Consider the following 24,536-nt stretch of genomic DNA (forward strand, 5'->3'; position numbering starts at 1 on the left):
CCACGCGTTCTGAGCGCGCGCATCGAAGCGATTCAACAAAAAAAACGGGGTGGAAGGCCGCCGCATCGCGCCACCCCGGAATGGTCTGGAGACCTCTCATGATTTTCGATTCCGCGCCGAAGTTTCGTCTCGCGTTCGCCTCGCTCGTGCTTGCGTGCGTGAGCGGCGCTGCTCAGGCTCAGGCTCAGGCTCCTTCCGCCGCACCGCTCAAGGTCGGCGTCATGCTGCCGTTCACCGGCACCTACGCGCCGCTCGGCGTCGCAATTGAGAACGGCTTCAAGTTGTATGTGCAGCAGCAGGGCGGCCGTCTTGGTGGGCGCACGATCGACTACGTTCGTCTCGACGATGAATCCGACCCGTCGAAAGCCTCCGAAAATGCGAGCCGCCTGGTGAAGCGCGATCACGTCGATGTGCTGCTCGGCACGGTTCACTCAGGCGTCGCCATGGCGATGGCCAAGGTCGCCAAGGACACCAACACGCTGCTGATCGTGCCCAATGCGGGCGCGGACAACGTGACCGGGCCACTGTGCGCGCCGAACATCTTCCGCACGTCGTTTTCGAACTGGCAGCCGGCCTATGCAATGGGCAAGGTGGTTGCATCGAAAGGCGCGAAGCGAGTGGTGACGCTGACGTGGAAATACGCGGCCGGTGAAGAATCGGTGCGCGGTTTCAAGGAAGCATTCGAAGCGGCGGGCGGCAAGGTCGTCGATGAGTTGACGGTGCCATTCCCCAACGTCGAATTCCAGGCGCAGCTTACGCAGATCGCCGCTGCTAAACCTGACGCCGTGTATGTGTTTTTTGCGGGCGCGGGCGCCGTGAAGTTCGTGAAGGACTATGCCGCTGCCGGCCTCAAGGACAAGATCCCGCTGTACGGTGCGGGCTTCCTGACCGACGGCACGCTGGAAGCGCAAGGCGACGCTGCTCAAGGCTTGCTGACGACGCTCCACTACGCGGACGGACTGACATCGGCACGCGACCAGGGCTTCCGGCTGGACTATGCGAAGACCTACAAGCTGCAGCCCGATGTCTACGCAGTGCAGGGCTACGACGCGGCGCAACTGCTGGGGGCGGGGCTCGTGGCAGTGAAGGGCGACATGACCCAACGCGACGCCATGGTCCGTGCCATGGAGCAGGCGAAGATCGATAGTCCGCGCGGCCCGTTCGTGATGTCGAAGGCGCACAACCCGGTTCAGGACATCTATCTGCGTCAGGTCAATGGGCATGAGAACCGCGTGGTGCTGGTCGCGGCGAAAGGGCTGGCCGATCCCGCGCGCGGCTGCCGGATGAACTGAGTAGCAACGGGGTATTCAAGCAATGACTCTCGCGACATTCTTCGTGCAATGCCTGAACAGCATGCAGTACGGCCTGCTGTTGTTCCTGGTCGCGAGCGGCTTGACGCTCGTGTTCGGGATCATGGGCATCGTCAATCTGGCGCATGGCAGTTTCTACATGATCGGCGCGTACCTCGCGTATTCGCTGACCGCGCTGACCGGTAACCTGTTCGTCGCGCTCGCGCTCGGCCTCGTGCTGTCGCTTATCTTCGGCTACCTGCTGGAGTGGGTGTTCTTCAGTTTTCTATACGAGCGCGATCACTTGCAGCAGGTGTTGATGACCTATGGACTGATTCTCGTGATCGAGGAACTGCGCAGCATCCTCATAGGCGACGACGTGCATGGGGTCGCCGTGCCCGCGTTCCTCGCAGGGTCGATTTCCATCGGCAACGACATGCTGTATCCGGTCTACCGGCTGTTTGTATCGGCGGCGTGCGTCGTGCTTGCACTCGCGTTGTACTGGCTGATCCGCAAGACGCGCGTGGGCATGAAAATCCGCGCGGGCGCGTCGAACCGCGAGATGGCGCAGTCGCTTGGCATCGATATCGGCTTGCTGTACCGCGTGGTGTTTTCGTTGGGCTTCGGGCTCGCGGTGATGTCGGGAATGTTGTTCGCGCCGGTGTCGACCGTCTATCCGGGCATGGGCGCGCAGATGCTGATCGTGTGTTTTCTGGTGGTAGTGATCGGCGGCATCGGGTCCATTACCGGCGCGTTCGTGGCGGCGTTGCTGATCGGTTTCGTCGATACCTTCGGCAAGGTGTTGTGGCAGGAAGGCGCGGGTATCGCGATCTATCTCCTGATGGCGGTGATCCTGCTGGTGCGGCCCGCTGGATTGCTTGGGGAGAGGGCCGCGCGATGACATTCTTCACACGGCGATGCGCCTGGACCGCATCTGGCTGGACCCTCTTCCTGCTCGCGCTGGCAGCCGCCCCGGCAATGCTGGACGGTGGCTTTGAACTCGAATTGCTATCGAAGGTGATGATCATGTCGATCTTCGCCGCGAGCCTGCAATTGCTCGTGGGTTGCACCGGCCTGGTCAGTCTCGGGCACGCAGCGTTCTTTGGTGTGGGCGCGTATGCCACTGCGCTCGTTGCACCGCAGGCGGGCGCTGCGAACCTTGTTGCAACGTTGGCGTTCGCAGGTGGCGTTGCGATGCTGTTCGCCGTGGTGATCGGCCTGCTCGTGCTGAGAACGCGCGGCATCTACTTCATCATGGTCACGCTGGCGTTCGCGCAGATGCTCTATTACGTGGTCCACGACGGCAAGGGTTTTGGCGGCAGCGACGGCACGTATCTGTACTTCAAGCCGGTCGTCGGCATGTTCGGTAAAACCTGGATCGACCTCGCCGATGGCCGCGCGTTCTATTGGTCCGTGCTTGCCGTGCTGGTCTTTACGCTCGGCGTGCTGTGGGTCGTCATGCGGTCACGTTTTGGGCATGCGTTAGCAGGTATCCGGCATAACGAGCAACGCATGACGGCGTCGGGTTATCCGGTGTTTGTATACAAGCTTGCGAGCTTCGCGATAGGTGGCGCGCTGGCCGGTATCGCCGGTTCGCTATACGCGTTCCAGTATGGCTTCGTTAATCCGGAACTGTTCTCGTGGCATCAGTCAGGCAACGTGCTACTGATGGTGATACTTGGCGGCCCCGGTTTCGGCGGCGCAATTGCGGGCGCGCTGGTGTTCGTGCTGCTCAGCGACTGGCTCTCGGAACTCACGAAACACTGGCAGCTCATTTTCGGCTTGCTCATCATTGTTTCAGTGGCGGCGCTGCCGCTTGGCCTGACCGGTGGCGTGGCCGCTTGCCACGCGGCTATCGAGCGGTTGTGCGTACGCAGACGAGGCGTGCCCGTCAAGGCCGCGCCGAAAGAGGAGCGTGCATTGTGACGCTCACTCGCTCTCAATTTACGTCGCTGCGTGCTTGCAACCTGACGCGCCGTTTCGGTGGCTTGACCGCTGTGAACGATGTGTCGCTCGATGTTAACGTCGGCACGATCCATAGCGTGCTCGGCACCAATGGCGCCGGCAAGTCGACGTTAATCAACCTGTTGTGCGGCGAGCTTACGCCCACGTCAGGCGACGTTCTGCTTAACGACGCATCCATTGGCGGATGGTCGCAACAGCGCCGCGCACGCGCCGGAGTAGGGCGGACCTATCAACGCAACAACGTGTTCGCGCCGCTGAGCGTAATGGAGAACTGTCGCCTCGCGGCGCAAGCCCGCATGCCACGCGCCTGGCATCTGCATGAAGCTGCGCAGCACTGTGCGGCGAGCAATGAACTGGCCGCTGCCGCGCTCGAGCATGCGGGACTGACGCACTGCGCCATGCGCATCGCGGGAACGCTGTCGCATGGTCAGAAGCGGCAACTGGAAATCGCGATGTGTCTGGCCGGTGAGCCCGCCATCTTGCTGCTCGATGAACCGCTCGCGGGCATGGGTCCGGAAGAGACGGCCCGCATGCTGGAGTTGCTGCAGTCGCTGCGCGCCGAACACGCGATCCTGCTCGTCGAACACGATATGGACGCGGTGTTCGCCACCTCCGATGTCGTCACGGTGATGGTCGACGGCGCGGTGATCGCGTCGGGAACCAGCGATGAGATACGTTCGAATCGCGCCGTGCAAAGCGCCTATCTGGGGACCGCCGATGTCGAATGAAACGCTCTCGCCTCAGGCGGTCTTGCGTCCGCCGCTGCTTGAATCGACCGGGCTCAACGCGTGGTACGGAACGAGCCATGTGCTGCGCGGCGTCGATCTCATGATCCGCGAAGGCGAAACCGTCGCGCTGATGGGCCGCAACGGCATGGGCAAATCGACGTTGTTGCGCAGCGTGCTCGGCCACGTGAAGCGTCGCACAGGGCGCGTGCAGATAGGCGGCATCGATATGTCGACGGCCCGCGCGCATGCCATCGCACGGCGCGGTCTTAGCTACGTGCCCGAGGGGCGTGGGGTGTTTCCGAACTTGTCGGTGCGGGAAAACCTGCTGCTCGCGGGGCAGCCGGGCGTGGACGGCAAACAGGCATGGACCTTCGAGCGAGTACTCAATACGTTCCCGCGTTTGAAAGTGAGGTTATCGAACGGCGGCGCGCAGTTGTCGGGCGGCGAGCAGCAAATGCTCGCGATTGGCCGGGCGCTGATGACCAACCCCGTGTGCCTGATTCTCGACGAAGCCACCGAAGGGCTTGCACCCAAGATCGTCCAGGAGATCTGGCAGGTGATCTCGACGGTGCGCGCGACGGGTATAGCCGCGATCATTGTCGACCGGAATTACCGGACTGTCCTCGAGCATGCCGACCGGGCGATCGTGCTGGAGAAGGGGCAGGTCGTAGTCGAAGCGGCAGCCGCCGATCTGCTGGCCGATAGCGTGCTGCAACAGCGTTACTTAGGGGTGTGAACGATATGCCATGGCGAATAAAAAACCTTTCCACCGCGTTAAACGATACCCAGCGCGCCGGGTCGACGGTACGGGCAGTTGTGCGGCTTATCGGCGTGTCCGCGACCTTGAGCACGCTGGCATACGCTCATGCCGCAACGCCGGCGGCATCCACTTCAGCAGCCGCGCCAGTGTCTACCTTGCCCGCGCTTATTCAGGCGCTCGCCGCACGCGGCATCCTGGTGCCCGAAACTGATCGCGATCTGGATCGCTTCCGATAACGAAGACGCGCCTGCCTGCGAAAAAATCACGACAAACAAGGCCAGACACTGGCAAGGAGACGATGTAATGAAGCGAGTCCGATATCCCCTGGTACAGAGCCGGATAGTGCGGCTGGGTCTGCCCGTTTTGGTGACGATATGCGCGAGCGTCGTGCTGCTTGCCGCATGCGGAGGCAATACGAGTTCCAGTGCGTTGACTGCGGCGACAACCAAACCGCTGACCTGCGACGACTCGATGAAGACCGCATTCAAGCCCGATGTGAATACCACGGTGACGCTGGTGAAGGCGTTCAAGAAGGGCGACGATCTCAACCTGAGCGGCACGTCGTCAGGTGTCACGGCGACCAACGATCTGTGCATGGTCAAGCTGAATGTCGGACCGGGAAACCCGGGTCCCGCGGGCGCGCCGTCGACTTCACCTGGCATCGGTATCGAAGTGTGGCTTCCGAGTCCCGCTAACTGGAACAAACGTGTACATGTGGTGGGCGGCGGTGGTTGGGCTGGTGGTGTGCAAGGATCGACAACGGCCATCGCGGGGCTGCCTAACCCGCTCGCAGCACTTTTTCCAGCTGTGGCTGTTAGCACCGTTGCGATTGCCGAAACTGAAGGGGCTGTATCGGCGTCAACGGACACTGGGCACGCTGACACTGCGGGTGGCGGCTCGTTCGCGATGAATCCGGATGGCACGATCAACACTGCGCTTTGGACCGACTTCGCGTCCCGCTCCATCCATGAAATGGCTGTGGACACGAAGGCGCTCGCCACAGCGTATTACGGTATCGCACCAAAGTACTCGTACTGGGACGGCTTCTCTACTGGTGGACGCCAGGGTATGAAAGAAGCGCAAGCCAATCCAGATGACTTCGACGGCATCCTTGCAGGTGGGCCCGCGTTCAACTGGAGCAAGTTCATCACGGGGGAACTCTATCCGCAGATCGTCTTTCAGCGTGATCTCGGCGGTACGCCTCTGACTACGGCGCAGCAGGACCTCGTATCCAATGCGGCTATCAGCGCGTGCGATTCGGTGGGCGGCCAGCATCTCGGCTACATCCTCGATCCATCCGCGTGCAAATATGATCCCACCGCGGACCGGAATGTCCTATGTGCGGCGAGCGGGGGCGCGAATAGTACGCCGGCTTGCGTCACGCCGGTGCAGGCCGCCGCGATCAACAAGATCTGGTACGGCATCACGTCTGACGGGTCAGCACCCGTGCCGGGTTCGGACAACGGATGGGCTTCGGTCACGTCGCTGACTGGCCCCAGCGGCGTGCAACGCTGGTTCGGACAGACGCGCGGGACGTCGCTATACGGCGCGTTCTTCGGCGGTACCGGCCTGGCAGGTGTCAATGGTCCCTTTACTGTCGCATCCGATCAGGTAGCGCTGGAATTGCAGAATCCCACCATTGCCGGACCGAATTTCGTGAATGCAACGGGTAACGGAGCGTCTGGCTGGAAGGCTCTCTCCTATGCGCAACTGTCGAATGCATTCGATCAGGGCATCGCGCTACAGTCGCAATTTGGCCAGATCAACACCGACAACCCAGACCTTTCCGCATTCAAAAGTCATGGCGGAAAACTGCTTCACTATCACGGCCTCTCGGACGAATTGATCATGCCGCAAGGATCGGTCAATTACTACACGCGAGTCGTGAACCAGATGGGCGGAGATCTTGCGTCGGTGCAAAGCTTCTATCGGCTCTTCCTCATCCCGGGCTTTGGTCACGGTAGCCTTAACGGTACCGCCAATCCTGCGGCGAATCCGCCGGTGCCTGCAGCCGGGCAGCTATACCAGGTGCTCGCTGGTTGGGTGGAGAATGGCGTTGCACCGGACAAGATTCCGCTGCAAAACCAGGGCGGGACGATTACGCGGCCCATCTGCATGTACCCGTCGAAGCCGACTTACACCGGCGGCGATGTAGGGGCGGCATCGAGTTTTACGTGTAGTTGAGCTGCTTCAACGATGTGGTTCAGGTCGGCATCGCGACAGCATCTTGCTGTCGCGATACCGCCACGCGGCAATGTGATGTCCGGCGGGATAGACGAAGGCGCCTAGGCGCAGTTGTCCGGTCCGCTTGGTCATGGAATGTGGGATCGGGATGCTTTGTGAAAGGGGGCCGCTTGACGAGAGCGAACGCTCAAGCGCTTTTGCGCCATAACCTCTGGTTCTCGGGACGCGCCAGACCGAGATGTTCGCGCAGCGTCGCGCCTTCGTAGTCCGTGCGAAAAATGCCGCGCCGGCGAAGGATCGGAACGACGCCGTCGACGAAGTCCTGCAAGCCGCCCGGCAACGTATCGGGCATGAGGTTGAAGCCATCCGCGGCTCCTGCGTTGAACCAGCGTTCGATGTCATCCGCGATCTGCTCGGGCGTACCCACAATCACGCGATGACCGCCGCCGCCCGCGAGCGCCCTGATGAGTTCGCGCACGGTGTAGCCGTGCTGGCGGCTTTGTGCCAGCGTCGCGTGAAAGAACGTGTGGTTGCCATTGCCCTGGCCGGGCAAGGACAGGTTGTCCGGCAGTTGTTCATCCAGCTTCAGGCGGTCCGGGCTCACGCCCAGGACACCGGCTAGCCGGGTCAGGCTATAACTCCACGGAATCAGGTCCACCAGTTCGTCACGGCGACGTAACGCTTCAGCCTCAGTCGAGCCGATGACCGTGGTCAGTCCGGCCAGCACCTTCACCGCATCGGGACCTCGTCCAAAGGCCGCTGCGCGCGCTTTGAGATCACGTCCATAGGCTAGCGACTCGTCGAAGGATTGCGAGGCCGAGAACACTGCCTCGGCATGGCGTGCGGCAAGCTCGCGGCCGTCGCCCGAAGCGCCGGCTTGCACGAGCACCGGATGCCCTTGCGGTGAACGCGGCACGTTCAACGGACCCTGCACCGAGAAATGCGGGCCGCGATGCGAGACCGGGTGAACCTTGTCCGTATCGACGAATAGTCCGCTTGTTTTATCGCCGATGACCGCGCCGTCCTCCCAACTGTCCCAGAGCGCTTTGACGACGCTGGTGAACTCCGAAGCACGCGCGTAGCGTTCAGCGTGATCGGGCACCGCCTCGCGGCCGAAATTGCGCGCTGAGCCCAGGTCGGCGGTGGTCACGACGTTCCAGCCCGCCCGTCCGCCGCTGACATGGTCGAGCGTCGCGAAACGGCGCGCGATGTTATACGGCTCGTTGTAACTCGTCGACGCAGTGCCGATCACGCCGATATGCGAGGTCGCCGCCGCGATGCTGGCCAGCAGGATGGTCGGCTCCAGCGCGGTGATCGGTCGAAAGTCGATCTGGTCGGCGATAGAGGCGTTATCGGCGAGAAACACGGCGTCAAACTTGGCTGCCTCCGCGATCTGTGCAACGCGGACGTAATGACTAACGTTGATGAACGCCAGAGGATCGGCTTCCGCTAGCCGCCATGCAGAGGGGACGAAACCCGAATGCAGGATATTGACGTTGAGGTGCAGGCGTCGCGGCGGGGTGCTTTTAAGGTGGGTCATCTTTCTCAAGCGCTCAATAACTGAATAAGCTGAATAGCCGACCTTCGATTCTTGATCGGACAGCCGCGTAGAGCCACGAATAAATCCACCGATCGATATACGCTAAAGCACTAAACCGAATGGGCTCAGGAAGCGTGCCAGCGGCATTCGCATTAGCTTTGGCGCATAGCTTTGAGCAACGCTGGGGAAACCCGGCAAGCGCATATGGTTAGCACCTATCGTTCGTTGCCGGCGGCTCGGCATGGCACTTATCCTCATTGTTTGCACCGTTTAAATTGTGGAGAAGTGAATGACGACGTCAGCACCGGCGGACGCGGCGCTTTACGCGCGTTTCGCGGAGATATTCGAGCACATTGGCAAAGGCGCCATCGAGCGTGAGCAGAGTCGTGAACTCGCTCGCGATGCTGTTCAGCAGTTGAAGGACAGCGGCTTTACCGCCTTGCGAGTACCGCGCGAATACGGTGGAGGCGGTATCTCGCTGCCGCAGTATTTCCGTCTCCTGACGCGTCTGGGCGAAGCCGATTCGAACCTGCCGCAGATTATTCGCGCGCATTCGGGTTTCATCGAGCAGCGGCTGGAAAGCGATGATGAGGCAGCACGCGAGCGCTGGCTGGGACGCATCGCCCGCGGCGAGACAATTGGGGCGGCTACGTCGGAACGCACCGGTTCCACGCACAACAGCGTCACTGTCACACCCGACGCGAACCTGGGGTTTGTTCTTCTGAACGGTGAGAAGTACTACAGCACGGGGACGCTCTATTCGGAATGGATCAACGTAGCTGCACACGATGCGCAGACCGATCTTCACGTGCTCGTGCGCAGCGATGCGCCGGGGGTGGCACGTAACGACGACTGGGACGGTTTCGGCCAGCGTTTGACGGCTAGCGGCACCACGCGTTTCGATAACGTACGGGTTCCAGTCGACCAGATCCTGTCGCGCTACAAGGCCTCGGAGCCGCGCCGCGATTCATTGCTGACTGCGTTCTACCAGGCCGTGCATCTGGCAACGCTCGCGGGTATCGCACGTGCGGTATTGCGCGATGGCGTTGCATTCGTTCAGGGCCGTACACGCACGTTTGGTGTAGCGGGGCAGTCGAGCCCGCGTGACAATCCGCTTGTGCATCGCGTAGTGGGGCGTCTCGCGAGTCTCGCGTATTCGGCCGAGGCGCTGGTCGAGTCCGTAGCCGCGGCGCTCGAGCGTGTGCATCAGGCGCGTAACGCAGGTCTGGCTACCACAGCGGATTACATCGCCGTCGATATCCAGGCTTATCAGGCGCAACAGATCGTGCTCGAGCAAGTGCTTGAGGCGGCGACATTGTTATTTGAAGTGGGCGGGGCGTCGGCGACGAGCGAAGCACGACGGCTCGATCGCCACTGGCGCAACGCACGCGTGATTGCCTCGCACAATCCGGCTATTCAGCGCGAGGCCGCAGTCGGCAATTACCATCTGAACGGGACCGCGCCCGAGGAGCGATTCAGTCTCGCGCATTCCACTGCGGATACAGCTGTGCCCGGCTTAAAGCGCGACGCGGCGTATGGGGATAAAACTGCGGTGCAAGACGACGCATTTGCCAGGACTGGCAGATAGAACAAAGCGAGAACGGAGCGCGTGGTCTTGAGCCACGATCGCGTCACGATGTGTTGACGTGCAAGACATCGCAACGGGACATGGTCAAAGGTGGCCATGCCCCGCCTTCATCTGCGTGACAGACGAAAACCAGCCGTTGCGACGGCCGGATGAAACTCAGGCTGGCACGATGTTCGATGCCTGCTTGCCCTTGGGCCCCTGTTTTACTTCAAACGTTACCTTCTGATTTTCCTGAAGGCTTTTGAAGCCCTCTGCCTTGATTTCCGAAAAGTGTGCGAACAGATCTTCGCCGCCGTCATCGGGCGTGATGAAGCCGAAGCCTTTTGCATCGTTGAACCATTTGACCGTACCGGTTGCCATGAGCGTATCCAAAAAATTTAGAGCTAACGAGTGAGAATAAAACCAGAGCGCCGAGCCGCGTCGCATTGCATTGTTGTGACAAGACTTCTCTAAGTCCGAGAGCGCGTCCGTAACAAACAACCGCTGCGGCGCTATGCGCTTTTGGAATTATGGCGATTCAATTGTACGCCGCGCCAATATTTATTGAAGCTTTCCAAACCGGAAAAGCTGCAATACACGCTGAATACTTAATCCGGATGCTCAGCAAGCTTGTGCTCAACCCGGATAATAGCCTTGTTAAAGGCCTTAAGGTCCTTGTCGACAGTTTGTCTGCACATAGGATTTCTTCAGAGTGCTTCTACGGACGACCGCTGAATACTGCGGAATTGCAGCTGATGAATGCGTAATGCATTTCATTCGCGAGCACACAATTGACTGCCGTCCAGCGGAAGTAATTTTATCCGGTAAACATTCGTCACTGTGTCGCGCTCGGACGACTTTACCGGATCGACGGCGGATTCAAGTTCTACCGAGCCCGTTTACTGTAGCAAATGACACCATTGCAACGCTTTTATTGAGCGATTTACGGCCGCTTTAGCGCAACTTGACGCAAGACCGATGCATTGCCACGATAGGTGGCGTCAGCGAAGCAGGCAATGCTTGCTTCGAAACATCCGATGGTAAGGGGTTGTCGTGATTCGTAAGGAAACGGCGAATATCGCGGAAGCCAGGAAGTTCTACGCAAAGCTCATGCTTGCCGCGAGCAAGTCCCACGATCCGCGGCTTGAACGGGTGTTCGAACTTGTGCATCGCGAGGCATTTCTTCCGCCCGGGCCGTGGAAAATCATGGTGGACAACGAATACTTCGAGACCCCGAGCGCCGACCCTGTCTATCTGTATCAGAACGCCCTGGTTGCGCTCGATGCGGTTAAGGGAATCAATAACGGCGAGCCGTTTCTTCATGCCGCGTGGCTTGGTGTTGTTGCACCGAAACCGGGTGATGTCGTGTGTCATATCGGTGCGGGTTCCGGGTATTACACCGCCATGCTTTCAGCGCTGGCGACTCCCGGTGGCCGCGTGGAAGCGTTCGAAATCGAACCCGGCCTGGCCGAGATGGCGCGCAAGAATTTGCAGGCGTTCGAGGGTGTGACCGTGACGCAAGGCGACGCGACCAAACTGCCTTTGCCTGCATCGGATCTGATTTATGTGAACGCTGGTGTCGTGGCGCCACCGCGTTCCTGGCTTTATGCACTGCGTCCGCACGGCCGCTTGATTTTTCCCTGGCGTCCATCCGATGAAGTCGGACTAACCGTGCTGATAACGCGAACCGATGTGGGCTTTGCAGCGAAGCCGCTCATCTCCTCGTGGTTCATCCCTTGCGTCGGCGGGGCATCGACTTTCGACGGGTTCGTGAAACCGCCCGATGCCCGCATGGCGTGGTCAGTCAGGTCAGTGTGGCTGAGCTCGGAACGTGTACCTGATGCGAGCGCAGTAGTCGCTTACGAGCATGTCTGGTTTTCTTCATCGGCGTTGCACTGACTAGCCTATCAAGGCGATGGTCAGGCGAGCAGGCTGCCGTCTTGAAGCACACGTTCGAGATGGCGCGCGATGTCGGGCGCGCCTGTCATCTCGCCGAAGCTTCCCCGTGTGATCGGCCCGAACGCGAGCAGGCCCGGCGACACCTTGCCGTCGGCGTTCCTGAGCCGGCTTCGAAGGTCGGTGTCGAGTCCTATCCGCACCGCATCCAGTCGTGCAAGCCCGCCCTCCAGCAGCGACTTCACGAACGGATTCCTGTCGATGTCGCGTGCCGGTCCGGTGCAGAAAACCACGGCGTCGAAATCGTGCTCTTCGTGTGCGCCGCCCGGACGTCGCAACACGGTGCGAAAAGTCTCCGCCGCCAGCCTGATCTCCGCGATACCCGCCGTGGTCACAATCATCTGACCCGTCTCGATGGCACGTTCTATAGCAGCATGAATCTGCGGCGCGATTCGAAAGCGATGCACCTCCCAGAACGGCAGCAGCCGATTGACCACGCGGCGTTGTTCGCGTGCAGGCAGCGCGTTCCAGATCCTCGGGAGGTCGAAACGCAGCGCATCGGCGGCGGGTTGCCAACCGATGCTCGCCTCGTCGCGCGCGATCCTCTGTCTTAGCCTGCGTACCAGTTCGCGAGCGGTGGCGGGTGGGTTGGCGTTACCGAGGAAATCGGTGGCATCGGAGAAAAGTCCATGCGGCTGGGCCCGCAGACCCCGTCGCGAAATTGCCGTGATGCGTCCGCGATGTTCATGCTCGATCAGCGTGACGGCCACGTCCGCCATCGTCAGGCCGGTGCCTACCAGCAGTACGGAAGCGTCCAGCGGGATCGTGCTTAATGCATCCTGTGCCCACGGATGCGTGATCAGTCGTGGATCGAGCAAGGCCTGTTCGTCGATGACCCCAGGTGGTTTCGAAGGTGTATGACCAAAACACAGCGCGACGCGATGTGCATCCAGCTCTGAGCCATCGTCGAGCGTAACCGTATAGCCCGATTCGATCTTGCGCACGCCGGTAGCGGTTGCACGCCGATGGTTCACGCGCGCGTGCGGAGCGGCCTCGGCCACGACGTCATGCAAGGTCGCGGCGACGTACTCGCCGTATCGCGCGCGTGATACGTAGTAGTGCCCCCGGTCGTCGCAGCTGCCGGCATCGATTGCATCGTGCTCTTTAAGCCAGCGTGTGGCGTGCGTGGAGTCGCCCGCGAACAGGCTCATCCGGTCACTCGGCACATTGATTCGATGCAGCGGCTCCGACGTTCCATAGGCGATGCCCCGGCCGAGCTCCGCCGATGGCTCCACGATAGTGAAGTCGAGATCGATACCGGCGGGGCAGGCGCGAGTGGCATGAATCACGAACGCAACGCCGGTGAAACCGCCGCCGATCACGACTATGTTCAGTGGTGTGCCTTTGGGTGTTTTCAATGGAGCGCTCATGATGCTGAAGCTTCGCGAAGCCTCCGGTCGAATGCAAGTATTGCTGCAGCCATTGCGTAGTTCGGAAATGTTGGGAAGTACGTGCAGCAGCGACGCACGGAAGCGTTGAGGATACCGCAGCCAATGCGTCCGGTGAACACTGTGTAAAGCTTGAAATTCGCTAAGCTTGTGAGGATTTGTAGGATTAAAACCGGGGCAGGACGTTCTTGGATAAGGGCGTGACGGCGGCTAGGGAGAAGGCCAGAAGCTAAGGCCAAAAGCGTCGCCGCGGACGCGGTAATTATGGCGTGCAGGTTGTATCGGAATGCGAAGTATTGATGTCAAGACATCGCAGCGTATTCAGAACACTATCCATGCATGGATTCGAGGGCGGCTTGTACGATCGGCCGCGCCCATTCCGGCGTGGCATTCAATGCAACCGCATCATCCTGATCGGGAAACACGACCTGACCTTCGAGCATCTCCAGCACCAGTACAGGATCGGGAATGTCCTGTCCCGGAGCGGCATCGGCACTATTGTCGAAGACCTGCAGGCGGCTGAGTCGCGGCAGTAGTTTGATGAGGTTTGCGCGGGACGTGACCCAACGCTCGCGGATCTTGTTCTCCGGGATAGCGTGACCGCTATTGGCGACACGCAATCGTACGCGTTCGATATGTTGTTCAACGGACGAAAGGCCGCAAAACAGCATCACGACATCATGAGTACGCGTGGCGCTCGCGAGCATGTCGGGAATTGTCCTGGCGCCTAAGGTGGTCTCGAAGGCGTAGTTCTGGCCATTCGCCATGGCCGCTTCAAGTTGAGCGCGGCCGGTCTCCCAGGCGCGGCTATTGGCTTCCGCAGGAGTCAGGCTGAATTGCGCCATCAATTCGCGCGCAAAGGTGTCGGGATTGAAGCAGGTGAGGCCATGTTCGACCAGCATGGCGCCACCCACCGAGCTTTTGCCGGCGCCATTGACGCCGGCGAGGACGAAGATGAAGGGCCGCGTTACTGTACCGCCAGCGGGCATCAGTACGACGCACCGGCCTTAGGCCGCTTCGTCAAAACGCCCTTCGCGTCGAACAGCGACTTGAGTTTCTGAGCGGCATCGGGTTGCTGCAGCACGGCCAGACGCGCGTTGAACCGGTTCGTCAATTCATCCAGCGCGGTTTGCTCCCGCGCCTTGAGCGCCTGAATCTCTTCAGTGAGTTGTTGGTACGTGCTGGCATCCAGCAGCACCATTTCCACCGCCGAGTGGTTGGTGACCGCCACGCTGCCCGATTGGCGGACCTGCCGCACGAGGTCCGCCCACTTGTTCTTCACTTGGGAAGCGTTCTGGCGGGGCAATTCCTGGATATTGGGCAGTTCGGTGATCATGGCGGTGTCCTCGAAAGCTGACTGAATAGGGTAATTATGGCAATAATAGCCAATTTGTCAAATCGATACGTAATCTTGCCAATTTAGCTTGGATTTCAGGGACGATTGTTCAAGTATTTGTTTTGTTCAGAAAAGATGAACAAAACAAATACTTGAACAAAGGGGCGTGTCAAAGCTACCCCAGACTCCTCAAGTCAGCGCCCGCATTGATTCGTGAAAGCTGGCTCCTCTAGATAAGCATTATTTCTCTTAAAACACCGCTGCCGCCTGAACAACGCGCGCTGTTGCGCGCGATGGATCGCATCGCCGGTTCGATGGGGCTGCGGTATTTCGTGGTGGGCGCCACGGCCCGCAATATCCTGATGTACCACCTGCATGGAGTGTTATTGCTGGCGGCCTGCGACTACGCTTTCGAACGCGCGGGTCCGAGACTGCTGGGACGCGATATAACGTCGATCGTATCGGCGCAATGCAAAAGCCAGATCGCGGCTATTCTGACCACGCGGGCAGTGCGCGACCGGTCGGGACACGGCTGACGGCAGCGTGACAACTGCCGCCGCTATCACTGCGCGTGGAGCCTGCGAAACGACGCTCCCGTATGCTCGTCCGGCAGCTTCGCGCCGCGGCCAAACAACTTCTCGCGCAGGGTGCCGTCGGCGTAAGAAGTCTTGTAGACACCGCGCGCTTGCAACTCGGGAATCACCAGGTCGACGAAATCCTCATAGCTTTCTGGCGTCACAGTACGCGTCAGATTAAAACCGTCGATGCCGGTTTCATCCATCCACGATTCCAGCGCGTCAGCCACCTGAACCGGATCGCCGACGATAGTCGTAAACCGTCCACCCAGCCTCAACTGATCCAGCAGCCGACGCACGGTCCAGCCGGATTGTCCGTCCGTCACGCGTTGCACCGACGACTCTATGCCGCGGCTCTTGTGACCGCCCGGCGGTTCGAGTTCATCGTCGAGATCGAACGTCGAATAATCGATGCCACTGCCCGCCGCAAAGTGCGCGAGTCCCGCTTCGGCACTTGCATAGCGGGCGTACTCGGCGAACTTCTCCTCGGCTTCGGTCGTGGTGCGCCCCACCACGACGGTGAGACCCATGAAGACCTTGAGACTGGCAGGATCGCGGCCTGCTCCGGCCGCTTGCTTGCGCAGTGCATCGACGAGCTTGCGCGTGCTTTCCTTGCTCTGGCTCGATACGAACACGCACTCGGCATGACGGATTGCAAACGCCTGACCTCGTCCTGACGAACCTGCCTGGAACAACACCGGCGTGCGTTGTGGCGACGGCTCGGATAAGTGATAACCCTCTACGTTGTAGTAGCGGCCGTGGTGATTGACCTTGTGGATCTTCTGCGGATCGGCGAACACGCGTGCGGCTCGGTCGCGCACGACAGCGTCGTCTTCCCAACTGCCTTCCCAGAGCTTGTAGGTGACATCGAGGTATTCGTCGGCGCGGTCGTAGCGCTCGTCGTGTGCTATTTGCTCGGTGAGGCCCATCGCGCGCGCGGCGCTGTCGAGATAACCGGTCACGATGTTCCAGCCGATCCGCCCCTCGGTGAGATGATCGAGCGTGGAAAAACGTCGTGCCAGAAGATAGGGCGCTTCGTAAGTCAGGTTGACCGTGACGCCGAAACCAAGATGCTGCGTGACGGCCGCCATGGCGGAAACAAGCATCAGCGGATCGTTGACCGGCAACTGCACCGACTCCTTGAGCGTTACATCGACCGATTGCTGATAAACGTCGTACGCCCCCACGATATCCGCAATAAAGAGTCCGTCGAACAGTCCGCGTTCGAGCAGTTTTGCAAGATCCGTCCAGTATGAAAGCTTTCGGTAATCTTGTGATCGATCACGCGGATGCGTCCATAAACCATGATTGATATGACCGACACAGTTCATGTTGAACGCGTTCAGAAGGATCTTTTTCTTGCTCATTTGAGTGGCGCGCGAAGGGAGGAGCGAAAGGCAGGGCGAGTGAACCGTGGCGAAGAAAACCGCGCAAATACAGCAGTTTTAGCCGCGTTTCAACGATGAAGGCAACAAGAATGCTTACACAGCTCTGGCGCGCCGCAAACCATCGAATTCGCATTTGTATTCCATGAACGTTGCGATTTTTCGCGCTGCTTCGTGCGCTGCACGAGCGGATCGTAGCGATCCGAAGAGGCAAATCCCAACTGCGGTCAGGGACAAACCGGGGAGAAAACGGATTTGCCTCCAACGGGAGTGTCCGGTAAGGTGACGCTTCCACCATGCAGTCGCATGGGCAGTGCGTTGTACCCATCTTTGAGAAAACAGAAATGAACAAGCAAGAACTCGTTGACGCCGTGGCGTCCGCCACCGGTACGAGCAAAGCCGCAGCCGCCGAAGCTATCGATGCGTTTATCTCTACCGTGACGCAAGCCGTTGTCAACGGCGACAGCGTTCAGTTCGTCGGTTTCGGCACCTTCAGCACCGGCGCACGCGCCGCGCGCACGGGTCGCAATCCCAAGACCGGCGACACCATCCAGATCGCAGCCGCAAAAACGGTCAAGTTTACTGCCGGTAAAGCGTTCAAAGACCTGGTGAACCAGTAAGAGTGACTGACGCGTCCTTGCGGGGCTGTTGCGCAAGGACGTAGTCAAGCAGCGGCAAACATCGTCAGATGAATGCGCCGCATGGATTCACATCAAGAAACGCGTGCGCCGTTCAACATGCCGCGCGCCGCCAGATTGCGATAGAGCGCACGTACCCCGAATGTCCAGGGCGTAATTTCCGTCGATAAACGCACGGTGTTGACGATCGCACCCAGCGATGGCGTCGAGATGGTCACCACGTCGCCCAGATGATGCGTGAAGCCACCGCCGGCCGTGTCGCGATCCTTGATCGGCGAGAACATCGTGCCGAGAAATAACATGAAGCCGTCCGGATACTGATGATGCGCGCCATGCGTTTGCGCCACGAGGTCCGCCGGATCGCGGCTGATCTCGCGCATGTGGCTGACGCCGTCCAGTACGAAACCGTCGTCTGCACCTTCAATGCGCAGCGACACGCTTGCTTCGCGCACGGTATCGAGCGTGAACGTGCCGTCGAACAGCCGCACGAACGGACCGATCGCGCATGAACCGTTGTTGTCCTTCGCTTTGCCGAGCAGCAAAGCGGAACGGCCTTCGACGTCGCGCAGGTTCACGTCGTTGCCAAGCGTTGCACCCACGATCGTGCCCGCGCTGTTCCCGGCCAGCACGATTTCCGGTTCGGGGTTGTTCCACTTCGACGTTGGATATAAACCCACATCGGCACCGAATCCGACTGACGACATCGGCTGCGATTTGGAGAATACTTCGGCATCCGGACCAATGCCGACTTCCATATATTGCGACCACGCGCCGCGCCGTTCGAGTTCGGCCTTCAACTTTCCCGCAGCTTCCGAGCCGGGTTCTATCTTCGATAAATCGGCACCGATCAACTCGTTGATCATCGAGCGGGTTTCCTGCGCCTTGCTTGCATCGCCGCCCGCGTGTTCTTCGATCACGCGCTCCAGCAAGCTCACCGCGAACGTCACGCCGCAGGCCTTGATCGCTTGCACGTCGCATGGCGCGAGCAAACGCGTTGCATGGGTGGATGAATCGAGCGACGCGCGGATCAGCGCATCGACAGGTCCGAGCGATTCGCCCGGCGCGTGGCGCGCGATCTCCACCGCATCGTCGCGATCGAAAAGATCGGCGGTGGTCGCAACCGTTGGCGTGATGTCGAAGACTTCGCCGCGTCGCACGACGACCACCGACGGCCCGTCGATGGGTGCCGGCCGCCAGACACGGCCGATGAGCAAGGCTTCATCGAGATCGGAGGGGAGGAAAGCGCGAGGCATGTTGCGTGTCTCCAGAGGGATGAGGGTCGGGCGTCCGTGCGCCTCAGTGGTTATGCCGCGATTCGCCGCGCGTCTCGACGATGTTCAAGTACAGCGTGGCCGGTTCCAGGCACGCGCCGCTGCCTTGCTGCCCGACCATGCTCCGGTAGATCTCTTCCCACGGTGTCATGTTCTTCAGCACGGGCGGTTTCCATGCCGCTCGGCGTTCGGCAAGCTCGGCTTCGGGGATCATCAGGTCGACCTTGCGTGTCTTCAGGTCAATGCGGATCCTGTCGCCCGATACGAGCAACGCAATCCCGCCGCCAACGGCTGCTTCCGGCGATACATTGAGAATGGACGGACTCGCCGATGTACCGCTTTGACGGCCATCGCCGAGAGTGGGCAGGGTGTCGATACCGCGCTTGAGCAGCGCAGCCGGCGGCTGCATGTTGACCACTTCCGCACCACCCGGAAAGCCTACCGGACCACAGTTGCGGATCACGAGAATGGACCGTTCGTCGACTCCTGTCTCTGGGTCTTCAATACGCGCGTGATAGTCTTCCGGGCCTTCGAACACGACCACCTTGCCCTCGAACACGTCGGGATGATCGGGGTCGGCGAGGAAGCGCTTGCGGAACGCCTGGTCGATCACGCTGACCTTCATGACGGCGCTGTCGAAGATGTTGCCCGACAACACGACGTATCCCGCCGACTCTTTCAACGGGTTCTCATACGCGCGGATCACCTCGCGATCGGGCGTGGGCACTGTGACCAGATCTTCGCCCAGCGTGTGTCCAGTAACCGTGCGTACGTCGGCGTTCAGACGACCTGCATCGAGCAGTTCCTTCATCACGGCCGGCACGCCGCCAGCACGATGAAATGCCTCGCCGAGGAAACGTCCGGCAGGCTGGCAATCGACCAGCAACGGTACCTCGGGGCCAAGCCGCTGCCAGTCTTCCAGCGTGTGCTCGACACCCATGTGACGCGCGATGGCGATCATGTGAATCGGACAATTCGATGAAGCCCCAAGGGCCGCAGCCGCTACCACGGCGTTCTCGAATGCCCCCTTGGTCATGATGTCCGACGGGCGCAGGTTCTCCGCCACCATGCCGACGATGCGCTTGCCGGTGGCATGCGCCATCCAGCCGCGCTCGCGATGCGGTCCGGGAATCGCCGCGCAACCCGGCAGCGACATGCCGAGCGCCTCGGCGAGCGAGTTCATGGAAAGGGCCGTGCCCATCGTGTTGCAATGCCCGACCGATGGCGCCGACGACGCGACCATGTCCATGAACCCGGAGTAGTCGATCTCGCCTGCGGACAGCCGTTTGCGGGCGTCCCAGATCACCGTGCCGGAGCCGGCAAGCTTGCCGTGATACCAGCCGTCGAGCATCGGTCCGCCTGACAGCACGATGGCTGGAATGTTGACCGTGGCCGCAGCCATCAGGCACGCGGGCGTGGTCTTGTCGCAGCCGGTGGTGAGCACGACGCCATCGATAGGATAGCCATGCAGGATTTCAACGAGACCGAGATAAGCGAGGTTGCGATCGAGCGCGGCGGTGGGGCGCTTGCCGGTTTCCTGAATCGGGTGAACGGGGAATTCGAGCGGGATGCCGCCTGCGTCGCGGATACCGTCGCGAACGCGGCTCGCCAGATCGAGATGATGCCGGTTGCAGGGCGCGAGATCCGAACCCGTCTGGGCGATGCCGATGATCGGCTTGCCCGATTGCAGTTCTTCGCGCGTGATGCCGTAGTTCATGTAGCGCTCGAGATAGAGCGCGGTCATGCCGGGGTTCGAGGGATCGTCGAACCAGCGGCGGCTGCGAAGGCGCGGCGTGGAGGTGTCGTTGTGATCGGTATCGGTATGGGTGTCGGTGGGCTTGGAGGGTGTCATGAGCGTGGCTATGGCGGGTTTGTTATGCGGGGAGCAGACGGGTGGTTTATTGCGTGTATTCGGTGAGCAGTGGCCGGTTGTTGAAGAACGCATGCTGATTGTCGCGGACCAGGCCGGCCATTGCCGTACGGGTTTCTACCGGGGCGCTCGATCTGTTCGGTCGCGGCACGACGTTGTTGAGTTCGGCGAAACCCGGATCGAGCGACGGCTCGCTCCAGCATACATCGAGTGCAGTGCCGCTGATACGCGGGCCGATCTCGGCAAGCTCCGCCGCACGCGGCGCAACGCCGGGCTCTATCCTGTCGGTTTGCATTCGCGTCCTGAGCCAACCATACTGGTCCGGTTGGAAATTTCTCGGGCGAACTTCAATGAGCAATCTTCAAGGGAAGCAACCAGGACATCGGCACACCGACGATCACGACCATCACCACGGCAGCGAGTTGTCCGAGATGGAATTGCGCGTGCGCGCGCTGGAATCCGTGCTGGTAGAGAAGGGATACGTCGATCCGAATGCGCTGGATATCCTGATCGAGACCTACGAGCACAAGGTTGGACCGCGCAATGGCGCACGCGTGGTTGCAAAGGCCTGGAGCGATCCGGCATACAGGCAATGGCTGCTCGATGACGCCACCGCCGCAATCGCCTCGCTGGGCTACACCGGCAGGCAGGGCGAACACATGATTGCGCTGGAGAATACGCCCGCCGTGCACAACATGGTGGTCTGCACGTTGTGCTCGTGCTACCCGTGGCCGGTGCTCGGGCTTCCGCCGGTCTGGTACAAGTCGGCGCCTTACCGGTCTCGCGCGGTCATCGATCCGCGCGGCGTGTTGAGGGAGTTTGGCTTCGAACTACCCGCCGAAACGGAGTTCCGCGTGTGGGACTCCACGGCCGAGGTCCGCTATCTGGTGTTGCCAATGCGGCCCCCGGGAACCGACGGCTTATCGGAGGAGGATCTGGCTGAACTGGTGACGCGTGATTCCATGATCGGCACCGGTTTGCCGAAGACGCCCGAACCGAAACGGGAGCTCACATGAACGGCGCGCAAGATCTGGGCGGCATGCAGGCTTTCGGCCCAATACACCCTGAAGACCCTGAAGACGACGTCTCGCTCTTTCATGCCGACTGGGAGCGCCGGGTGCTGGCAATGACGCTCGCGATGGGTGCGACCGGCAAGTGGAACATCGACACATCTCGCGCCGCGCGGGAGAGCTTGCCGCCGGCGCAGTACCTCTCGAGCAGTTACTACGAGATCTGGTTCGAAGGACTGAAAAGGCTGCTGCTGAATACAGGGCTCGCGACGGCTGAGGAAATCGAGGCGGGCGAGTTGAAGAGTGCGGCGAGTCCGGTCCCTCGCGTCCTGATGGCCGACCAGGTGCCAGCCGCGCTGCTGAGAGGCGGTCCGGCTGATCGTCCGGCGACTGCCGCGGCACGCTTTGAGGTTGGCGATAGTGTGCAGACCCGTCAGATGCATCCATCAACGCACACGCGGCTGCCGCGCTATTGCCGCGGCAAACGGGGGAGGATTATCGCCGCGCATGGCACGCACGTCTTTCCCGATACCAACGCGATCGGGCTGGGCGAGCAACCGCAATGGCTCTATACCGTGCGTTTCGACGCCTTTGAACTCTGGGGTGCGGATACGACCGCAGCGTCGGTATGCGTCGATTGCTGGGAATCGTATCTCGACTACCCGAATGCCGGGCCTGACTGACATGACTGCTGCCAAGCCGAGCCTGCCGGAACTGCACATTGCCTTGCCCGAATTGCCTTGCGACGCCGCGGGGCCCGTCTTCAGTGCGCCGTGGGAAGCACAGGCCTTCGCGATGACGCTGGCCTTGTACGAGCGTGGTTTGTTCACATGGGCAGAATGGGCTGAATGCCTGAACCACGCAATCCGCGACGCCCAGGCCGCCGGCGACCCGGACCGTGGCAACACCTACTATGTCCATTGGATGACGGCGCTGGAGCGCATCAGCGCCAACAAGGGCCTGGTGACAAGCGGCCTGCTTTCGCAGCGTCGGAATGAGTGGGAGGCGGCTGCGCAACGTACTCCGCACGGCCAGCCGATCGAGCTCGGACGATAGCAATTCCTCTAATCCCCGCATCGCCAGCATTCCTTAATACTTCATCGGACCATGAATTTTCGATGGATCGACGCTTTACGGTCGACATCGATTGAAGCGCAATGGGCATGGGTATCCATTTCTTTTTGCCGCACGCGGTCTTCATTTCCGCGCGTCCCCCGTTTTCCTCAGACAAACAGCTGACAGAGAGTTGAAAGTTTGCCTTCATCACATGTTCGTAATCGGAACCCACATTACGTTACCGTGCCTTAAAGAATATTACCGAGTCTTTCGGCACAGGTCCGTTCCGTCATACAACAATGAGGTGAGACATGGATAAAGTCAGGAAGTGGTCCGGGTTGAGCGCAGTAGTCGGTGCTGGCGTGATGGCGCTGGCAGGCATACCCCCGGTGGCACAAGCGCATGAGATGCAGGACGCGAAGCGCGTGCTTCTCATCAGCTTCGATGGTTTGCATGAGCAGGATGTCGCGCGCTGCATCGGTGCGAATACCTGCCCTAACCTGGCGCTGCTGGCGAAATCAGGCGTGACGTACACGAATGCGCATACCCCGGGCCTGTCTGATTCCTTTCCCGGTCTGGCCGCGCTGGTAACAGGCGGTTCGCCGAAGACCGTAGGTCTTTTCTATGACGTGTCATATGACCGCACCCTCTACGCGCCGACGGATACGACCTGCTCGGGCAAGCAGGGATGGAACGTCGTGTTCGATGAGACGACCGGCATCGATGGCGAGAACGGAGGCCCGCTGATCCATCTCAACGGCGGCGGCGCATTCAATCCGCAGGCCATTCCGAATGCGATGGTCAATGGCGTCTGTACGCCCGTCTATCCGCATAACTACATCAAGACGAATACGGTTTTCGAAGTGGTCAAGGAGCATATCCGCGGTGCGCGTACGGCTTGGGCCGACAAGCATGCATGGGGTTATGACTGGCTAAATGGACCGTCCGGCCGCGGCGTGGACGATCTGGCGCGCACCGAGATCAACTCGATCGACCCTGCGACCAAGACCTACTACCTCGACACGTATACGCACACGGAGAAATTCGATAACTATCACGTGCGGGCGCTCATCAACCAGATCAATGGCCGTGACTCGACCGGGAAAAGCGCTTCCGTGCCGACGGTGTTCGGCACGAACTTCCAGACCTTGAGCGTGGCCCAAAAGGCACCTGTGGCAAAGGGTGGGGGTTACCTCGATGCCGATTTCACGCCGGGTCCGCAGGTCGCTGGCGCGATTGATTACCTGGATGACGCGCTGGGTCGCATTGTGTCCGAGCTGAAGGAACGAAACCTTTATTCGTCCACTGTCATCATCGTCACGGCCAAGCACGGGCAGTCGCCGACCGACCACACGAAACTGGTCAAGAACGGCGATACGCTGTCCAAGCTCCTGGAAGCCAATAACTATCTGGACCCCAACGGCAACTTCGGCCAGAACGCCACGACGTCGGGCAATCTGAACGACGGTACGGGACTCGTCGACACCGGCATGGTGCAAACCGACGACATCGGGCTCATCTGGCTGCGTGACCGCACTCAGCTGGACGCGGCGGTGACGACGCTCAAGGACAATCTCAGCTGCAATGCCCCCGGCATCTGTGCGGATGGTCCCGCGGCGTACATCCTGTACGGCCCGAACCTCGCGTCACGGTTCGGCGATCCGGCACGAGGCCGTACCCCGGACATCATCGTGCAGCCGAACCCGGGCGTGATCTACACGTCCAGCACGGCGAAGGACGAGGAGCACGGCGGCAATGCGCCTGACGACAGCCACCTGGGCCTTGTCGTGTCGTTCCAGGGAATCCAGCACGGTCGCACCGTCTCCAGGGCCGTCCTGACCACACAGGTCGCACCGACGATCCTGGGCGTACTCGATCTTGACCCGGAACTGTTGCATTCGGTCGCGGAAGAAGAAACGAGAGTCCTGCCGGGTCTCGGGATCGACCACTAGCGGTAGACGAACCGGTTCGTTGAAGATGTCTTCGGGCGCGGGGGTGCAAAGCCTTTAGCGGTCTCG

General features: G+C 60.6%; 24 protein-coding genes. 15 read left to right on the plus strand and 9 right to left on the minus strand.

What is annotated here, in order from left to right; all coding sequences use genetic code 11:
* The first annotated feature begins 98 nt into the window (after positions 1–98).
* The 7 genes from EOS_RS25100 (at position 99) to EOS_RS25130 (ending at position 6,926) form a co-directional block, all read left to right on the plus strand.
* A complete protein-coding gene (locus EOS_RS25100; RefSeq protein ID WP_047894887.1) occupies positions 99–1,292 on the plus strand; it encodes an ABC transporter substrate-binding protein in 1,194 nt (397 codons plus the stop codon).
* A 22-nt stretch (positions 1,293–1,314) separates the two neighbouring features.
* Positions 1,315–2,190, plus strand: coding sequence for a branched-chain amino acid ABC transporter permease (locus EOS_RS25105; RefSeq protein ID WP_047894888.1), 876 nt, complete (start codon positions 1,315–1,317; stop codon positions 2,188–2,190).
* Positions 2,187–3,215, plus strand: a complete 1,029-nt coding sequence (locus EOS_RS25110) for a branched-chain amino acid ABC transporter permease (protein ID WP_047894889.1) — start codon at positions 2,187–2,189, stop codon at positions 3,213–3,215. Before EOS_RS25105 ends, EOS_RS25110 begins: the two co-directional genes overlap by 4 nt.
* Complete coding sequence (locus EOS_RS25115; protein WP_047894890.1) at positions 3,212–3,982, plus strand: ABC transporter ATP-binding protein; 771 nt, start codon at positions 3,212–3,214, stop codon at positions 3,980–3,982. Before EOS_RS25110 ends, EOS_RS25115 begins: the two co-directional genes overlap by 4 nt.
* The gene (locus EOS_RS25120; protein WP_047894891.1) at positions 3,972–4,718 is read left to right on the plus strand and encodes an ABC transporter ATP-binding protein; all 747 of its coding nucleotides are present in this window, start codon (positions 3,972–3,974) and stop codon (positions 4,716–4,718) included. Before EOS_RS25115 ends, EOS_RS25120 begins: the two co-directional genes overlap by 11 nt.
* A gap of 5 nt (positions 4,719–4,723) precedes the next feature.
* Positions 4,724–4,978 (plus strand): hypothetical protein, encoded by a 255-nt coding sequence (locus tag EOS_RS25125; protein ID WP_152693174.1) that lies wholly within the window; start codon positions 4,724–4,726, stop codon positions 4,976–4,978.
* Between the two features lie 67 nt (positions 4,979–5,045).
* Positions 5,046–6,926: a tannase/feruloyl esterase family alpha/beta hydrolase gene (locus tag EOS_RS25130; RefSeq protein ID WP_082163513.1), complete on the plus strand. Its 1,881-nt coding sequence runs from the start codon at positions 5,046–5,048 to the stop codon at positions 6,924–6,926.
* A gap of 187 nt (positions 6,927–7,113) precedes the next feature.
* Here the strand turns inward: EOS_RS25130 and EOS_RS25135 are convergent, their stop codons facing one another.
* Positions 7,114–8,466: an LLM class flavin-dependent oxidoreductase gene (locus EOS_RS25135; RefSeq protein WP_047894893.1), complete on the minus strand. Its 1,353-nt coding sequence runs from the start codon at positions 8,464–8,466 to the stop codon at positions 7,114–7,116.
* A gap of 289 nt (positions 8,467–8,755) precedes the next feature.
* On the opposite strand from EOS_RS25135, the gene EOS_RS25140 reads away from it, so the two are divergent.
* On the plus strand, positions 8,756–10,054 hold the full coding sequence (locus tag EOS_RS25140; RefSeq protein ID WP_082163514.1) for an acyl-CoA dehydrogenase family protein: 1,299 nt from the start codon (positions 8,756–8,758) through the stop codon (positions 10,052–10,054).
* A 156-nt stretch (positions 10,055–10,210) separates the two neighbouring features.
* Here EOS_RS25140 and EOS_RS25145 read toward each other — a convergent pair whose 3' ends face one another.
* Positions 10,211–10,414 (minus strand): cold-shock protein, encoded by a 204-nt coding sequence (locus tag EOS_RS25145; RefSeq protein WP_031356584.1) that lies wholly within the window; start codon positions 10,412–10,414, stop codon positions 10,211–10,213.
* Positions 10,415–11,086: 672 nt separating this feature from the next.
* On the opposite strand from EOS_RS25145, the gene EOS_RS25155 reads away from it, so the two are divergent.
* The gene (locus EOS_RS25155; protein WP_200908704.1) at positions 11,087–11,932 is read left to right on the plus strand and encodes a protein-L-isoaspartate O-methyltransferase family protein; all 846 of its coding nucleotides are present in this window, start codon (positions 11,087–11,089) and stop codon (positions 11,930–11,932) included.
* A gap of 20 nt (positions 11,933–11,952) precedes the next feature.
* Here the strand turns inward: EOS_RS25155 and EOS_RS25160 are convergent, their stop codons facing one another.
* The 3 genes from EOS_RS25160 to EOS_RS25170 all read right to left on the minus strand — a co-directional run bounded on the left by EOS_RS25160 (position 11,953) and on the right by EOS_RS25170 (position 14,713).
* Positions 11,953–13,347 carry an FAD/NAD(P)-binding protein gene (locus EOS_RS25160; RefSeq protein WP_200908705.1) on the minus strand — a complete coding sequence of 465 codons (1,395 nt, stop codon included), beginning with the start codon at positions 13,345–13,347 and terminating at the stop codon, positions 11,953–11,955.
* 359 nt (positions 13,348–13,706) lie between these two features.
* Positions 13,707–14,366: an AAA family ATPase gene (locus tag EOS_RS25165; protein WP_047894896.1), complete on the minus strand. Its 660-nt coding sequence runs from the start codon at positions 14,364–14,366 to the stop codon at positions 13,707–13,709.
* The gene (locus EOS_RS25170) at positions 14,366–14,713 is read right to left on the minus strand and encodes a type II toxin-antitoxin system prevent-host-death family antitoxin (RefSeq protein WP_047894897.1); all 348 of its coding nucleotides are present in this window, start codon (positions 14,711–14,713) and stop codon (positions 14,366–14,368) included. Before EOS_RS25170 ends, EOS_RS25165 begins: the two co-directional genes overlap by 1 nt.
* Positions 14,714–15,006: 293 nt before the next feature.
* Between EOS_RS25170 and EOS_RS25175 the strand changes: the two genes are divergently transcribed.
* Positions 15,007–15,249, plus strand: a complete 243-nt coding sequence (locus EOS_RS25175) for a hypothetical protein (RefSeq protein WP_047894898.1) — start codon at positions 15,007–15,009, stop codon at positions 15,247–15,249.
* Positions 15,250–15,275: 26 nt separating this feature from the next.
* On the opposite strand, the gene EOS_RS25180 is transcribed toward EOS_RS25175, so the two are convergent.
* On the minus strand, positions 15,276–16,655 hold the full coding sequence (locus tag EOS_RS25180) for an LLM class flavin-dependent oxidoreductase (RefSeq protein WP_047894899.1): 1,380 nt from the start codon (positions 16,653–16,655) through the stop codon (positions 15,276–15,278).
* Positions 16,656–16,969: 314 nt separating this feature from the next.
* On the opposite strand from EOS_RS25180, the gene EOS_RS25185 reads away from it, so the two are divergent.
* Complete coding sequence (locus tag EOS_RS25185; protein WP_160312527.1) at positions 16,970–17,293, plus strand: HU family DNA-binding protein; 324 nt, start codon at positions 16,970–16,972, stop codon at positions 17,291–17,293.
* Positions 17,294–17,385: 92 nt separating this feature from the next.
* Here the strand turns inward: EOS_RS25185 and EOS_RS25190 are convergent, their stop codons facing one another.
* Genes EOS_RS25190 through EOS_RS25200 form a run of 3 tightly spaced genes read right to left on the minus strand, consistent with a single transcriptional unit; the run spans position 17,386 to position 20,747 of the window.
* Entirely contained in the window at positions 17,386–18,564 is a 1,179-nt protein-coding gene (locus tag EOS_RS25190) for a fumarylacetoacetate hydrolase family protein (protein ID WP_047894901.1), read from the minus strand.
* Between the two features lie 43 nt (positions 18,565–18,607).
* Positions 18,608–20,434, minus strand: a complete 1,827-nt coding sequence (locus EOS_RS25195; protein ID WP_047894902.1) for an IlvD/Edd family dehydratase — start codon at positions 20,432–20,434, stop codon at positions 18,608–18,610.
* A gap of 46 nt (positions 20,435–20,480) precedes the next feature.
* Entirely contained in the window at positions 20,481–20,747 is a 267-nt protein-coding gene (locus EOS_RS25200) for a hypothetical protein (protein ID WP_047894903.1), read from the minus strand.
* A gap of 55 nt (positions 20,748–20,802) precedes the next feature.
* Here EOS_RS25200 and nthA point away from each other — a divergent pair, with 55 nt between their 5' ends.
* The 4 genes from nthA to EOS_RS25220 all read left to right on the plus strand — a co-directional run bounded on the left by nthA (position 20,803) and on the right by EOS_RS25220 (position 24,470).
* A complete protein-coding gene (nthA, locus tag EOS_RS25205; protein WP_047894904.1) occupies positions 20,803–21,468 on the plus strand; it encodes a nitrile hydratase subunit alpha in 666 nt (221 codons plus the stop codon).
* Positions 21,465–22,145, plus strand: a complete 681-nt coding sequence (gene nthB / locus EOS_RS25210) for a nitrile hydratase subunit beta (protein ID WP_047894905.1) — start codon at positions 21,465–21,467, stop codon at positions 22,143–22,145. Before nthA ends, nthB begins: the two co-directional genes overlap by 4 nt.
* A 1-nt stretch (position 22,146) precedes the next feature.
* Positions 22,147–22,518 (plus strand): nitrile hydratase accessory protein, encoded by a 372-nt coding sequence (locus EOS_RS25215; protein WP_047894933.1) that lies wholly within the window; start codon positions 22,147–22,149, stop codon positions 22,516–22,518.
* 365 nt (positions 22,519–22,883) lie between these two features.
* Positions 22,884–24,470 carry an alkaline phosphatase family protein gene (locus EOS_RS25220; protein ID WP_235442965.1) on the plus strand — a complete coding sequence of 529 codons (1,587 nt, stop codon included), beginning with the start codon at positions 22,884–22,886 and terminating at the stop codon, positions 24,468–24,470.
* The last annotated feature ends 66 nt before the right edge of the window (positions 24,471–24,536 follow it).

The organism is Caballeronia mineralivorans PML1(12) (assembly GCF_001028175.1).
GTDB classification, from domain to species: domain Bacteria; phylum Pseudomonadota; class Gammaproteobacteria; order Burkholderiales; family Burkholderiaceae; genus Caballeronia; species Caballeronia mineralivorans.